Below are 15,036 nucleotides of genomic sequence, written 5' to 3' on the forward strand. Positions count from 1 at the left end.
GTAGGATCAGTGTTGTCTAATCAGCTTTACAAGCTCTTCTGAAAGGTTAAATTTAAGAAGAAAAAAAATACTTAGCCCCACTACAAGCAATGATTTTGAGCTGATATTTACAAGAGGGTGAAATGGAAAATCCCAAAAGAAGAAACCTCCTATAGTTATAATACCAAAGAGGCTGGTTTGCAGCGTTTCCTTGTAAAAAGGTTGTAAGCCGTATTTGCGATACACAAAAACCGACTTGAGTAGATTGTATGAAGTGAAAGCAATTAGAGTCGCTATTCCCGCCCCATTGATGCCGTAAAGAGGAATAAGCCACATATTCATCAAAACAGTGCCTATGACCAAAAAAACGCCCAAAAATAGCACAGTGCGATAGTAAGGCGAATTGAGTAATACCGCATTGTTAAATCCCACTAAAGCGTCAGAGAGTTTTACTACAGATATGATAATGAGCACCCCAAGCCCTGTGCTGTACTCTTTATCAGGCAATAAAGCATAACATTGTTGAGCATTCACAATGATAAGCACACAAATAACCATACTCACAAAATAAGTATTTATTGTACTGCGTTTGTATAAGTCTGACAACTCCTCTGCCTTACCTTGATTCATAAATTGAGCCGTCAACGGACTTACAATCTGGTACATACTTCTGTAGGGAATGGCAATTACTGTAGCCGTAAAAATAGCCACATTATACACGGCTATCTCACTAATAGGCAAATACTGATTCAGCATAAACTTATCTATATCCATCAGCAAAGAAGCTACCGACCCTGATAGAATAATGAATAAACTGTATAAGAAGACTTCCTTTCTACCTTGTGGCAATCCCCACGCAAAGGCAGGTCGCCTCACATAGAAAGCGGTGACCATCATCAGAAGCATACGCAAAGCATACACCCCGAATACCCCCCACATAAACTGATGAAAATCAATAGTACCAAAGTAAATAGCTACTAATAAAAGCATCACCCCTACCCTATGGAATACTTCTTTTAGAAAATTGCCAAAGACTGTTTTGAGTTGCACTCGCATCCACGCGTAGGCAATCTCGAAGTAAGCCATTGCTACTGCTGTAAGGAAAATAAGCCATACATACGGACGTACTTCACTATTTTTAGCTGAAAGCCACTGAGCGATTTGCTCGTAAGCCATACTGCCCAAAAGCGTAGCAGGTAAGATAACGAGTAAAGGTAAGAAACAAAGCATCAGATTGAGCTTAGCCTGCTCCTGCCTATCGGTATAAGCGGAGTAATAGCGTACCCAGGTATTATGTACGCCAAAGGAAATAAACGGAGAAAGAATAGTAGCAGTGGAAGTAACATAGCTTACCAAGCCGTATTGAGCTTTAGATAGAAAGTAAATAAACAAGAAAAGGGTATTAAGTGCCCCTATGGCAAACCCAAAATAGGTAGCCACTACATTCTTAAACGATTGACGGAGCACTATTCCCATAATGACTACATCTTAAAATTAAATTTACTTTCGAAAAAGGATTGCCATTGAGGTGCTTTTGTTACCCCTAACTGATAGTATTTTTCAGCATTATCTTCATCACCTGTTCCATAGTAGGCCAAGGCAATACGGTAATAGTTGTCCAATTCAGTAGGATAAATAAAAACCACATCAGAGATGATAGGTAGCGCATCTTGATATTTTTCTGTAAGTAGCATTAAGTCTATCCATTCTATCAGGGTAGCATACGAGTAATCACCATTTTGTACGGCTCTGCGATAACCATATTCAGCTTCATCTATATTTCCGAGTTCAAAATAATTCAGTTCAGCATATCTACGCCAATAATAAGGTTCGTTAGGTTCAAAAGAGAGCAGTTTCTGAATGTATTTAAGGGCTTTATCGTGCTTGCGGCGCAGGTAATAAAAGTCTGCCAAAGTAATCCACGCTTTGCCGAGCTGAGGGTCTTCGTGAGTAGCTCTAAAATAGTATTCTTCTGCCTTTTGGTCGTTGCGCATTTTCTCGTAGCAACGCCCTATATGTAGATAAACTAAGGCAGAAGGGTCGTCTAAAGTAAGAGTGATTTTATAATTTTCTATAGCTTTTTCATACTGCTCCATAGCCTCTAATATGCGTGCTTTCTCAAAATAAGCCCCTGTGAAAGTATCATCGCTGATAATGGCAAAATCAAAACAGCGAAGAGCATTTTTGAGGTCATCATCAGTAATGTAGAGCTTACCTAAGCAGTACCACGCTATCTCGCAATAAGGATTTTGATCTAAGTAGTCATTTAAGAAAGCTTTAGCCTCAGCAGTCTGTCCTAAAACCTCATAGCAGTAGAGCAACTGCTGCAGGGCAGTATAGTCTTGAGGGTCGCACTCTAAACATTTGGTGAAGTAATATTTAGCCTGTGGATAATCTTCTATGTAGGTGTATTCCATAGCGATGAGCGCATATACATCTGATAGCTCATCGGTGAGTGAAGCAGCGTGTACAAGCAGTTCAATAGCTTTCTGATGTTGATTGAGTTTAGAGTATAGATTAGCTTTCTGTACAAATACCTCTGCATTCATAGGCTCAATACCTTCGAGTTCGCTAAGCAACTGGGTAGCCTCGTCTAAACGATCTTCAAACACCAATTCTTCAGCGTATAAAAGTTTGAGAGAAGAGGCATAAGGGTGCTGAGAAAGTCCTATATCTAAGGCGCGCTTAGCCTTGCTAATACGCCCGTATTGTAAGTAATATTCTATTATTTCTTCAAATTCATCTACGTCAAAAAAGAGAATATTATTCTCTTTCAACATCGATTCAAATTTGGCAACCGCGTAGCTTTCTTCGTTGTTTTCTAAATACATCGTACTGGTATATTAAATATATTGGGGTGCAAAATTATAAAGAAAAGTGCATAATTCAGCCATTGAGAGGTTATTATTTTTGCGAAAGGTGTTCCATACATTACAAAAATCTAAATAATATAGCACACGTTCTCTCTCTTGTTCTTTAGTGGGTACTGGGGGCATTTCCACCTGCGAGAGGGCTGCTATCTTTTTGATTTTGCTAAAGTTGTGATAAAAAAGATAAGGTACATAACAGTCGTTATCCTCCTCTCTATCCAAGCCAAAAAGACCTATAGAAGTAGGAATCATTCGTTCGATGAGAAAATCGTATTCTTCAGCCAAAAAGATGTCGAATACAAAGTCTGAAGCTACCAAATAGCCCTTTAATCCACTATCGATAAGGTAAAGAAAAAGGTCTTTGATAGGCACATCATAAGGTATAAGCGAATATTCAAACACATTTTTAATAGTATGTTCAAAAAGAGGAAATTCAGCTGCCCCTTCCTTTACAAAAGTGTGAAGAATATCATTCAGACTTCCCTCTTCAAAAAGTTCTATCACCCTTTGTGCCTCTTCAGTCTCTTTGTAGGTATTCCAATCCTTCATTAAATCCATAGTTTCATTATTTTGTAGTTTCTAATTTGTTTTCACTTCCCAAAAGCCATTACGTTTACCATTTTTACGTTCGATAAGTCCTTTTCCTACCAGATTTGCTGTAATAGTCTTTACTGTACGTTCAGATTTTCCTATATGCACAGCTATTACCTTTTGGGTAGCGGTAGGGTGTTGTTGTAAGTATTGTAGCACTGCCATTTCCTCCAAAGTGCAATTCAAAGTGCAAATTTTGCCCTTTGGAATTTGTTCTTTTGCACTTTGAAGTTCATCCCCTACTAATAAATACCTATTTTTAAGCTCGTTTTCCTCGCCTAAAATTAGGTTTCTAAAGAAACGTTCTATGTATTCAGCAGTTGCTGTTATCCCTTTAGTAAGGTTGTTGTAATTAGCACGAACTAATGCGTTACGAAAATACCAAGAATGATAGGCAAAGGCTTCGTTGCTCATCGCAAAGCCAAAGGTACGCAAATATTGAATCGTGAAAACCGCCGTCGTACGCGTATTTCCCTCACCAAAAGGGTGTATTTGCCAGAGTCCTGAGACAAATTTGGCTATATGCTTGATAGCTTCCTCCACAGGCAAGCCTTGATAAAAAAAATGCTTTTCTTGCTCAAAATCATAGTCCAAAGTCTCGCGCAAATTGTGTGCACTGGCGTAAAGAACTGTATCTCCACCGAGTACCCACTCCTTTTTGGTGATATTGTAGTCACGCAATTTGCCTGCAAACTTGTAAATACCGGTGAATAACTTGCGATGAATGCCTATATATGCCACTGGAGAAAAGCTAAAAGCTGACTCAGTGAGCAGTTCAGTGATACGAGCAGAGACTTTGTCAGCTTCTTCGGTGCGTTCTTTTGTATCATCAAGACGTAAGGTTTTGGATTGGTAGTAACTATCAATGAGATGCTTAGCTTCCTCAATAGTAATATCTCCCTCAATATGTTGCTTAGCCGTTTGTACGAGATAAGCTGAGGGTTTCAGTCCATCTACTGCCTGCAAGCCAATAGCTGTCTGCCACGCCTCACCTTTTTCACGACGATGGGGTTCAGTTTCCCTTATATATTGCTCGAAGTCATTCATTGTACTATTTTTCCAATTTTTATCAATCCTTTACACCTATAAAAATATCTACTTCGGAGGTATCATCTTGTTGAGATTTCTCGGTATAGCGCTCATAGTCATATAGATAAGTGCGATTGAGTGTAGCGTCGTTGTCCCAGATATGTTGCCAAATTGCCCCTACTGCCTGAGGCATTGCGCCTTTGGCTACAAACTTTTGAAAGGTTTGTTTAGGAAATTCCCTGCCCTCTAAGCCGTCGGGAATCGTGCTGAGTGTGGTAACTTCTACTCCTATGATACAAGTGTAAGGCTCGGTATAGTCCTTTTGGTAATCGGTATAGATGCTATAAATAGCATCGCTTGCCTTATTGGGTATTTTTGCCAAAAGTTGCTCGCTAAAAAAGCGTTGCCAAAGGTTTCCGATGTCTTGCATCGCTTGTCCGTTCTGATTGGTAGTACGTACACTAATTCCTATGATTTTCATTTTTTATGTGCTTTTATTCTTAAAAAAATCTCCTCTAACTCCTTACAAACTTGTCGGTACTTTTTAAAAGTTAGGCTTTGCCTTGTGCGATTTCCTTATCACCATAGCCGTACTCAGCTAATTCCTTTTTCAGGACATCATTCTTGGAAATATTCTCAAAAATGAAGGAATAATTCTTGAATTTTTCAAATGAAATAAATCTTGTTGCCATTTTCTAATCTTTTTAATGGTTAAAAAAATAATTTTAGTAAATTTCTAGTTTATATTGTGTCCTACGGGGTTGATATTGGTTTCTACCGAGTTAATATTGCATTCTACAGGGTTGATATTGTATTCTAAAAAATTAAATTTGTATTCTACGGACTTTATTTTTTGTTCTATGGGGTTAATAAAAGAATTGTATAATAATTTATAATTAATTATTTTTAGAAATACCCATCATCATATTATAATGAGCTATATGCCCTGAGTATTCAAATATTTTTCTAAATACTTCTTGATATATTTCGGTAGTTGTATCTTGTGTATCTATTTCTAAAGCATCAGAAAAGCAATGAGAACCATCATTTATCCAATAATATAAAGATCTACATATTTGTTGTTCTTCGAAATTAGGAAATTCTTCTATAATTTTTTCTTCATCTTTATAAGAACCCAAAACTTTAAAATAGTTTTCCAAAATTCTTCGCATTATATTTTGTATTGTTATTGTAGATGTTACACTTTTAGATTGTAATTCTTTCCATAATAATTGATAAGAAGAATTTATAGGATTTTTTTTATCATATGGTTCTATAGAACTAATATTTCCATTTTTTCTCAAGATCCAATAATTTAATTTATCACTTTCTGCTCCTCTATCCATATAGGAAACTTCTTTATGGAAATAAACATTATGTGTCAATAAAATAATTTGTTTAATATTTCCTTTATATTCATTGTCTTTCATCTCCTTTATCAAATCTTTTATCAAAGTGCTAACAATAAACAATACATTACTATCTAAACTTGATATAGGATCATCAATCACTAAAATTTTATCCTCATTTACAACGTCTGGAGAATCTCCTCCTTTAACCTTTTGATAATAATATAAAAAAGTGATAAAGGTTATTTCTCCTTCGCTTAACGTTTTTTGTGCGTCAGAGCCATCTTCTCTTTGAATTTCATAAAAACCATTCTCTGTAGAAGGTACTATTTTAAAATTAAGAAATCCAAACGAGTTTAAAAGTCTATTAATTTCATCTATAGTAGGCTGTATACTTGTTATATCTTGATTTAATTCTTTTATCTTTTTGTCAATCTCTCTATAATCATTTCTATTTTTTTCTAAAGAACTATTTAATCCTATTATTTCTTTTTCTAAGACATTCCTTTTTGAGTGAAAAGACTCTATCTTTGATTTATATTCTTCTACAAGATATTTCCATACTGAAGTTATTAATTTATTTTTTTCTGTTTGAAAATTTTCAACCGTACGATTATAATTTTCTATCTCTTTATTAGCTGAAACGATTAAGTTTAATATAAGTTCTAATTGCTCTCTTAGAAAAACTAAATCAATACTTCTACTAGGTTCTTTTAGTTTGCTATTTAATAATTCTTTATTGCTATTATATTGACTAATTAAAGTTCTTATATATGTGGAAAAAATGTCCAAATTTAATTTTGAAGAATTGATATTCTTCTGGTTAGCTTCAATAATATTTAATTGATCTATAAGATTCTGGACTGACATCTCATACTTTTGTTTTAATTCTTTTAAACAAGCGATATCACTGATATAATTTTCATTAAAAAAGCTATTCAATTTTTCTCTAAAATCTTCTGTAATTGTTCTTTCTTGACAAAAAGGACAGATATCACTTTCCTCTTGTAAGTAATTTTTTCCTTCATATACCCAATCACTAATATTTAAATGGTTTATCAATCCTGCTATATCAATATCAGCTTTTCCTACTATTTTCTTTTTCCAAATAGGATTATTTTCTATTTCTAAAATAGTATCAAATGAAATAGTATTTATTAACTCTATCATTTGAGGATGTTTTCTAAAAAGAATATTAGCTTTTTCTTTTAATTGTTCATAAGTCAATATGTCTGAATTATTACTTTTAAATTCATCTTCCAATTTGTTTCTAAACTTATTTCTGCTTTTTATCCACCCTGAAAAAGCTTCTGAAAAATCATCTTCATATTCTTTTTTTAAGTTATTCCAACAATCCTCATCAAATTCATTTTCAAGATTTTGTTTTTCTTGTTCTGTTTGTTCTAATTGTCCCCTTCTTATTACCCCCTGCTCTCTAATAGAATTTAATTTTTCTTTTAGAGTATTGATTTCAGCAATTTGTTCTGTAGTAGCTTGACCAAGAGTGAAAATTCCTTTTAATTTTTCTTGTCCAAAATTTAATTCACGAAATTTTCTATTATACACGAGTGTTTTTATAGGAGTATTATTTCTCCATTCAATAGAACATTCTTTATACCTATCACCTTCTTTAATTTTAATATCACTAGCAAGATAATTAGAGATAGTTGTTTTCCCCGTTCCATTAGCTCCATAAATAAAATTTACTTTTTTTAAATTATAGATCTGAATACCTTCATTATCATAGGTTGCTACATTCCTTATTGTAATAGAGTTTATCATAAAATCGTTCTTTTAAATTCTTACTACATATTTTTCATTACAATTGACTTTGACAAAGCTTTAGAACTTTGTCAAAGTCAATTGTAATTGCTATTATTAATTGCTTGTGCGGCTCGCACTATACATCTTTTCCCTCAATTCCTGAATATTTTTGTCGTCCATATACTCATCAAAGGTCATATAGCGATCGATAATGCCACTAGGGGTAAGCTCGATGATACGATTAGCAACGGTTTGCGAAAATTCGTGGTCGTGGGTGGTGAAAAGCACTGTGCCTTTGAAGTTTTTCAGCGAGTTATTGAAGGCGGTGATGCTCTCCAAATCCAAATGGTTGGTAGGTTCGTTGAGCATTAGCACATTAGCGCGCAACATCATCATACGGCTGAGCATACAGCGCACTTTCTCGCCTCCTGAAAGTACTTTGCAGTTTTTGAGGGCTTCCTCGCCACTGAAAAGCATCTTGCCCAAGAAGCCACGCACATATACTTCCTCACGCTCTTCCTCTGTTTTTGCCCATTGGCGCAACCAATCCACCAAGGAAAGGTCTTGGGTGAAGAAATCGGAGTTATCCACGGGAAGGTAAGACTGCGAAGTGGTGATACCCCACGCAAAAGTACCTGCATCGGGCTTAAGGTTGTTGTTAAGAATCTCATAAAAGGCAGTAGTGGCGCGTGAATCCTTAGAAATCACGGCTACTTTGTCGTCTTTGGCAAGGTTAATATCCACATTTTGGAACAATACCTGCCCGTCAATAGACGCAGCAAGGTTTTCCACATGTAGGATTTGATCGCCTGCCTCGCGCTCGCGCTCGAAGATGATGGCAGGGTAACGGCGAGAAGACGGTTTGATTTCCTCGATATTGAGTTTCTCCAACATCTTCTTACGAGAGGTCGCTTGTTTTGATTTTGCCACGTTGGCACTAAAGCGCGCAATAAATTCCTGTAACTCTTTGGCTTTCTCTTCCGCCTTTTTATTCTGTTGCGCACGCTGACGGGCTGCCAACTGACTACTTTCGTACCAGAAAGTATAGTTACCCGAATAATGGTTGATTTTTCCAAAGTCAATATCCGAGATATGGGTACAAACGGCATCGAGGAAGTGACGGTCGTGAGAGACTACAATCACCGTATTGTCGTAATTAGCCAAAAAGTTCTCCAGCCAACCAATAGTCTCAAAGTCGAGGTCGTTGGTAGGCTCGTCCATTATGAGTACATCGGGGTTGCCAAAGAGGGCTTGTGCCAAAAGTACCCGCACTTTGAGTTTGCCGTCCATTTCGGACATTAGAGTGTAGTGCATATCCTCAGCAATACCTAAGTTAGAGAGCAAAGCAGCAGCATCACTCTCGGCATTCCAGCCATTCATCTCGTCGAACTGCATTTGTAGCTCACCTATACGCTCGGCGTGCTCATCAGAGTAGTCAGCATAGAGGTCGTCCATCTCTTTTTTGACTTTAGAAAGAACTTTGTTGCCCATAATGACAGTGTCGAGTACGGTGTAATCGTCATAAGCGTAGTGGTCTTGCTCAAGCACCGACATACGTTTACCAGGTTCGAGGATAACGCGCCCCGAAGTAGGTTCTTGCTTGCCTGAAAGAATTTTAAGGAAAGTAGATTTTCCTGCTCCATTGGCACCGATGATGCCGTAGCAGTTGCCTTGAGTAAAGGTTACGTTTACCTCATCGAAGAGGACACGCTTGCCGAATTGTACAGATAAATTGGATACTGATAACATTTTCTAGTTGTTATTAATTATTTTAAAAGTGCAAATATACGCAATATTTGTAAGATACGAAAATCTTAGTTCAAAACTCATTTTTCAGCACTGACAATCAACGCCATTGATTTTTCAGCCTCAAAAGGATCTTTCTTAAAATTGCCATACAGTTTAAGGTTTTTAAACCCTATTTTGATAAGCCAATCGGTGAGTTCGTTAGCAAAAATAGACTGTAGTAGCCCTTCATTTTCTATAGTATCGTCTAAAATAGTCTTAAAGATGATTTTATCGCTGTCATTTAGATAGTAAAATCGTTCAAATTTTACCTTATCATTGGCTATCAGAGGTAAATTACCTAAATAATTGCCTTGCTTTTGGGCAAAATACTTCTGAAAATTGACTATTTGCAAGATAAGTTTACCCTTTTGAGCAAGTTGTCCATAGGCTTTTTGCAAAAAGAGCTGTACAGATGTTTTACTATCGAGGTGCGGCAATGTATTACCAATACAAACGATATTGTCGAAGATAGCCAGCTGTTCAATATCAAGCATATTAAGTGGTTGTACCACAATGCCTTTCTTGGCTGCTTCGGCAATGAGTCGCTCGCTAAGGTCAATAGCGGTAACCTCGTAATCTTGTGATAATAAGTAAGCGGTGAGGTTGCCCGTGGCAGCACCTACATCAAGAACGGTTTTGCCACATAGTTCACTAGCAAAGAAGGTTTGGTGAGCTGGTGATAGCGGAAAAATATAATCGTATTTTTCCGCAATTTCGTTGTAGAATTTTGACATAATAATGAATGATTAAAGATTAGTAATTAATGGAATGGATATACTTTTTTTATAGATATTTCTATATCCAGCGATTTTCTTATCTTTTAGGTTAAAGTTTGTATTTTCATCTAAAGAAGGGTAGATAATAAGGCAATCTATGAGTTCACTACTACCCTCTAAACCAAGTTTTTGATAAACTCTTTCTAAGCGAGCATAACCACTCACTTGGCGGATGTCGTCTATCACTCTACTATCTTCATAAATAGGCTTATACTTGGCATCAATGACCATTTTGTATTCTGGAGTGTTGAGCAAGAAATCTAATTCGGTATAATCGACAATAAAATGATAGAGTACCTCTTCCCTATCTCTAAACTGTTCTTGTAGCTTTTTATAGACATATAGTTCAAAAAGTTTGGGCATATCTATCCAAAAAGGTGGAATAGTGACTTTTTGTTGGGTTGTTTCGGTGATATTATACGAAAAACGCTTTAAGATATGCTTCCCAATGCGAATGGCTTCCTCATATTCTTTAAAAAAAGTAGTAGGAGTAAGTTTTTTGAGGTTTTCAACATCAATTTCTTCCGAAATCAACTCAAAATGTGGGCTACAATAGGTAATCAATTCGCAAATAGATTTGTCATTACCTGCAAAATAATTGGGGTGCGTATTCTTAAAACTGATGATAAATTGTAAAACTTTCTTTAAAAAGCGATTTTCGAGGTTATCCATTCCAAACTCTTGATACCTACATACGTGGGCTGTGAGTTTGTTTTTAAAAACATTTTGTTTGAGGTGTTTAGCTAACTGTATCTTACCTTTGATACGGCTATTAAGATTCTCCTCAACCGTGTAATACGATTTTTTAAGTCCTTTGCGCACAATACGCTTCAGTAGCAAAAGGAATTGCACCATTAGAAAAGGCGTGAGCGTATCTTTTTGCTGTTCGATAGTAATTGGAGGTTCGTCCCAATAGATTTTGATGAGGTCTTGTGTATTTTTAGTATCAAGCCCTGTAATACTTAGAAGCATTTTTAAATAGTCGATTTCTGCCCATTCTTCCTCTTGAATAGGAGGGCCTTCGGCTACCTTTTTTTTATTCATTTTAGGCTCTATGTATACAAATTTGTGATGTTTTACCAACCACAACGCCCCTATATAATAGCCTGCCTGCAAACATACTTCACCCTCATTTGTACGCTTAATTTCAAAAGGATAGACAGGATTACCCTGTCGATCTTTTTTCAATATATACGGACAAATCTGAGGTATTGCCTCAAAGATTTTTAGCGGCTCCCCCTCCTTTTTGATGCTATAAGGCTTATGTTCAAAAAGCGTTATTTTCATCGTTGATAAGGTTATTTATAGTAGTTTCTATTCCCTCTCCTACGAGGATACCATCTTTCACATATTCGAACAAAATAGGTTTGATTTCGTATTCCCAACGGATGTCGATAGGAGTATTTTTAGTAATAAAATATGAATGCCCTAATTGAACCTCTTCCTTTTTGAACTCAGGAGATAAATTAGTATTGAACAAGTTAGTCACTTTAGCAAATAGTGCACTCTCAAACTGGTCGCCTAATTCATTTGTTAAATCTTTAGGTAAGATATTAACAAAGGCAAAGCGGCGACAAATGGCATAGTCTATATGTCCTACGGAGCGGTCAGCGGTGTTCATTGTACCAATGATATAGAGATTAGGGGGCAAAATAAGGTTGTTTTCTCCGTCAATAGCGTACATACTTTGTACTGCTTCGCCACGGTATTCTAAGGCATAGATAAGTTCACCGAGTACAGCTGATAAGTTCGCGCGGTTGATTTCATCTATGACAAGAACGTAGTTTTTAAGAGGTATTTTATCAACTGTAGGCTTATAGTTTTCTCTAAACTCATAGTATTTTTCTACAATTCTCAGAAAATAAGAAGCGTGTTGTCTGGCTTGACCACCTATAGTCGTCAATTTGGTTACCCCCTGTCTATCTCTTACACCAGATTCGATAATACGCTTAATTTCAGCATAATTCATATTCAAACCATTACTATGAACTTCCCAATTATCACCTTTATATTTAAAACGCTTATCATCAGCATCAAAAAGATAAACAGCTTCTGTTAATGGATATTTGTAGTCTTCACTTTGAGCTAATTCTTCTTTGATATGTTCAATAAAAGCCTCAAAAACCTCATCTTCTTTTAGTGTCTGTGTACTTTGTTGCGCTTTATGCCAATTATTAAAAGCTTCTTTAGCAAAAGTCCCTAATATTTTATTTTCAGCAGTATATACAATACCATTTCCCTCTTCGTTAGGTTTAGCGACTATTCCTCTTACAAAATCTTCATAAGAATAGCTGGGGTGAAACTGAATGAGTTTGAATTGCTCATTGCCCTCTAAACTATCATTTTCACCTAAACCTAATAACGCTTTAACAATACGTTTAGCCTCACGAGTTTTACCAGTACCAGGGGGACCTTGTAGAATGATTTGAGGTTTATAGCGGAGAAGGTTTATTATATTGTTATTCTCTTGTTTATTCATAATATCCAAATATTTTTTGCCTTTTTGATTATTTTTTATATTTGTAAGTACTTTTAGAACTAAGTTATCGTCTGTTTGCCATTCTCCCTTTTTAAGCCATTTAACTTTACGGCAATGTAAGAATTCCTCCCTATCTTCGTCATAATAATAATCAGAAGTTATACAGCCATAGCCTAATAAAGTTTTTGTTCCTTTTTTAGCAATGACAATATCGCCTATATTTATTTTATTTTCTCCGTTGCAAAAATCATCAAGAGCAGAAACGTTATTACGTTGGTCTTCTCCTCCTCCATAATTGTTTATTAGGGCTTCGAGAATAGATTTTCTATCCGTGTAATTTTCCAAATCTCCCAATTTGTCCCAGCCAATAGCCATAATACCTTCATTATAAAACTCCTCCCATTTAGAAGCCTGTTCTCCAGGGCTATATAGCCAATAATGTTTAGTATCTTCATTTTCCTTATTCATATTTTGATAAACTATCATAGTATTCACTTTTTAAAGCAACAAAGGTAGCGATTTATTTTAGAATATACAAGAAAAAGACGCTTATCCTTCGCTCTTCCTATATCCATCCTATATCTATCTTATATCGAATGTAAAGGGTAAAGAAGCAGGAGAAAAATGTCTTTACAAAAAAACACTTTGCCAAAAGTCATAAATTACGACCTCTGGCAAAGTGTTTAAATATGATTCAAAAAAACTTACAATTCGCGGAATGCTTTATGTAGCAAGCGGCGTTTGTCGTTGATGGCCTCTTCCATAGAAATCATTGTTTCTGAACGGGCTACGCCTTGTATATCATCAATCATATAAATCACCTCTTTGGCGTGTTTGGTGTCTTTCGCTCTAATCTTGCAGAAAATATTGTACTTACCCGAAGTAATATGCGCTACCGTTACAAAAGGTATTTCTTCTAATCGCTCTAATACGAACTGCGCCTGATGGTTACGCTCTAAAAAAATACCTACATAAGCGATAAAAGTATACCCCAATCGGTCATAATCGACTGTAAGGGTAGAGCCCGTAATGATGCCTATCTCTTCCATTTTGCGCACACGCACGTGCACTGTACCAGCCGAAATATTTAATTGCTTAGCAATATCGGTAAAAGGAGTGCGGGTGTTGTCTATCATCAAATCTAATATTTGATGATCTACCTCGTCTAATTTGTATCTTGCCATAGTTATTAAAGATTGATGATTTTATAATGCGCAAAGTAACAGTTATTTTTTTAATATTCCAAATAAAATAAGATAATTTTTCAAATAAATCGTATCATTCTGCTACTTTGAAGTAAGGATTATGCAAATCTAACTGCTTTTCAATGCTATTTTTATCAAAAGGAGGTTTTACGAAATTCGTTAAGAAATCTTCTTTATGTCCGTATTTATGCGACAAATCTCCTATTTCAGCTATATAAGGCTCAAAGTAAATACGGTTGTCTTTTAGCACTTCTTTATACATAATGGCTACCTCTGCTGTATGTGCATTATTATCGCGCAGCAAAATATCTACAAAACACTTATCATTTTCAGGTATACAAAAGTAATCTTTATGATTTACATTTGTAAAACTATCATTAGCAATACCTTTTAATCCTACGAAAATAGCTTGCGCGATATATTTTCTAGTTTGTTCACGGTTGTAATCAATAGGAAAGTGCCCTGCTTCAAACAGTATGGTAGGAGTGCTGAGAGCTGTATATCTATCGCCTGTACAATTGATATTAAAAGCATCGTCAAAACGGGCAATTTGATTAGGAATATCAAGGGATTGGTACATCAGTACAATTAGCTTCATAGCCGCCTCGCGGACTGAATTTATACTACGTTCTTCGTTGTAAGCTGGGGCTAAAAAAGAGACTGTAGCTGGATTGGAGGTTTGTGCTACACTGAAGATAGTGCGCTGGTCGTGCAAATTGAAGCAGAAATCAGGTTGTACTAAATCATAAGCTTTGCGCAAACATTTGCTTTCAGGTTGGGTAAGCTCGTAAGCATCTCTATTTAGGTCGATTTGATTGTAATTTACACGTGTGAACACTTCAGCGCCGTCAGGATTGAGCATTGGGATAACGTAAATACTCAGATTTTTGGTAAAATCAGCTGTTTTTAGTTGCTCAAAAACATCAAAAAGAGCTTTAGTAGTAGTAGATTCATTACCGTGCATTTGCGACCATATAAGCACTTTTTTAGTCCCTTTTCCTATTCTATAAAGATTGATAGGCGTACCTTTTACTGATTTTCCAAGGGGAATAACCTCCTGAAAGGGGTATGCTGCAAGCAGAGGAGCTATCATCTGATAGTTAATATAGCGTCCGTGAAGTTCTGTTACCATAGTTATTGAAATTTTATAAGCTATTAAATGAGGCAAATATACTGATTATTTTTGTATTAAATATAAGTTACAAA

At 35.9% G+C, this 15,036-nt stretch carries 13 protein-coding genes; all 13 read right to left on the reverse strand.

Annotated features, from left to right (window positions below):
* Positions 1–6: 6 nt before the first annotated feature.
* Positions 7–1,455 carry a lipopolysaccharide biosynthesis protein gene (locus C8P65_RS07500; protein ID WP_107782267.1) on the reverse strand — a complete coding sequence of 483 codons (1,449 nt, stop codon included), beginning with the start codon at positions 1,453–1,455 and terminating at the stop codon, positions 7–9.
* Positions 1,456–1,460: 5 nt separating this feature from the next.
* A complete protein-coding gene (locus C8P65_RS07505; RefSeq protein ID WP_107782268.1) occupies positions 1,461–2,810 on the reverse strand; it encodes a tetratricopeptide repeat protein in 1,350 nt (449 codons plus the stop codon).
* 12 nt (positions 2,811–2,822) lie between these two features.
* Positions 2,823–3,407, reverse strand: a complete 585-nt coding sequence (locus C8P65_RS07510; RefSeq protein WP_107782269.1) for a hypothetical protein — start codon at positions 3,405–3,407, stop codon at positions 2,823–2,825.
* 21 nt (positions 3,408–3,428) lie between these two features.
* The gene (locus C8P65_RS07515; RefSeq protein ID WP_107782270.1) at positions 3,429–4,487 is read right to left on the reverse strand and encodes a Fic family protein; all 1,059 of its coding nucleotides are present in this window, start codon (positions 4,485–4,487) and stop codon (positions 3,429–3,431) included.
* Between the two features lie 22 nt (positions 4,488–4,509).
* Positions 4,510–4,950: a GyrI-like domain-containing protein gene (locus C8P65_RS07520; RefSeq protein WP_107782271.1), complete on the reverse strand. Its 441-nt coding sequence runs from the start codon at positions 4,948–4,950 to the stop codon at positions 4,510–4,512.
* 70 nt (positions 4,951–5,020) lie between these two features.
* Positions 5,021–5,161, reverse strand: a complete 141-nt coding sequence (locus C8P65_RS12080) for a hypothetical protein (RefSeq protein WP_170069086.1) — start codon at positions 5,159–5,161, stop codon at positions 5,021–5,023.
* Positions 5,162–5,365: 204 nt separating this feature from the next.
* Positions 5,366–7,600 carry an AAA family ATPase gene (locus C8P65_RS07525; protein ID WP_107782272.1) on the reverse strand — a complete coding sequence of 745 codons (2,235 nt, stop codon included), beginning with the start codon at positions 7,598–7,600 and terminating at the stop codon, positions 5,366–5,368.
* 96 nt (positions 7,601–7,696) lie between these two features.
* Positions 7,697–9,331 (reverse strand): ABC-F family ATP-binding cassette domain-containing protein, encoded by a 1,635-nt coding sequence (locus C8P65_RS07530; protein WP_107782273.1) that lies wholly within the window; start codon positions 9,329–9,331, stop codon positions 7,697–7,699.
* A 77-nt stretch (positions 9,332–9,408) separates the two neighbouring features.
* The gene (locus C8P65_RS07535; protein ID WP_107782274.1) at positions 9,409–10,104 is read right to left on the reverse strand and encodes a class I SAM-dependent methyltransferase; all 696 of its coding nucleotides are present in this window, start codon (positions 10,102–10,104) and stop codon (positions 9,409–9,411) included.
* 12 nt (positions 10,105–10,116) lie between these two features.
* Positions 10,117–11,433 (reverse strand): 5-methylcytosine restriction system specificity protein McrC, encoded by a 1,317-nt coding sequence (locus C8P65_RS07540; protein WP_107782275.1) that lies wholly within the window; start codon positions 11,431–11,433, stop codon positions 10,117–10,119.
* On the reverse strand, positions 11,414–13,111 hold the full coding sequence (locus tag C8P65_RS07545) for an AAA family ATPase (protein WP_245887368.1): 1,698 nt from the start codon (positions 13,109–13,111) through the stop codon (positions 11,414–11,416). The genes C8P65_RS07540 and C8P65_RS07545 overlap by 20 nt, the downstream gene beginning before the upstream one ends.
* A gap of 218 nt (positions 13,112–13,329) precedes the next feature.
* Positions 13,330–13,809 (reverse strand): Lrp/AsnC family transcriptional regulator, encoded by a 480-nt coding sequence (locus tag C8P65_RS07550; protein ID WP_107782276.1) that lies wholly within the window; start codon positions 13,807–13,809, stop codon positions 13,330–13,332.
* Between the two features lie 94 nt (positions 13,810–13,903).
* Complete coding sequence (locus C8P65_RS07555) at positions 13,904–14,962, reverse strand: M14 family zinc carboxypeptidase (protein ID WP_107782277.1); 1,059 nt, start codon at positions 14,960–14,962, stop codon at positions 13,904–13,906.
* Between the last annotated feature and the right edge of the window lie 74 nt (positions 14,963–15,036).

Source organism: Capnocytophaga leadbetteri (genome assembly GCF_003054025.1).
Classification (GTDB): domain Bacteria; phylum Bacteroidota; class Bacteroidia; order Flavobacteriales; family Flavobacteriaceae; genus Capnocytophaga; species Capnocytophaga leadbetteri.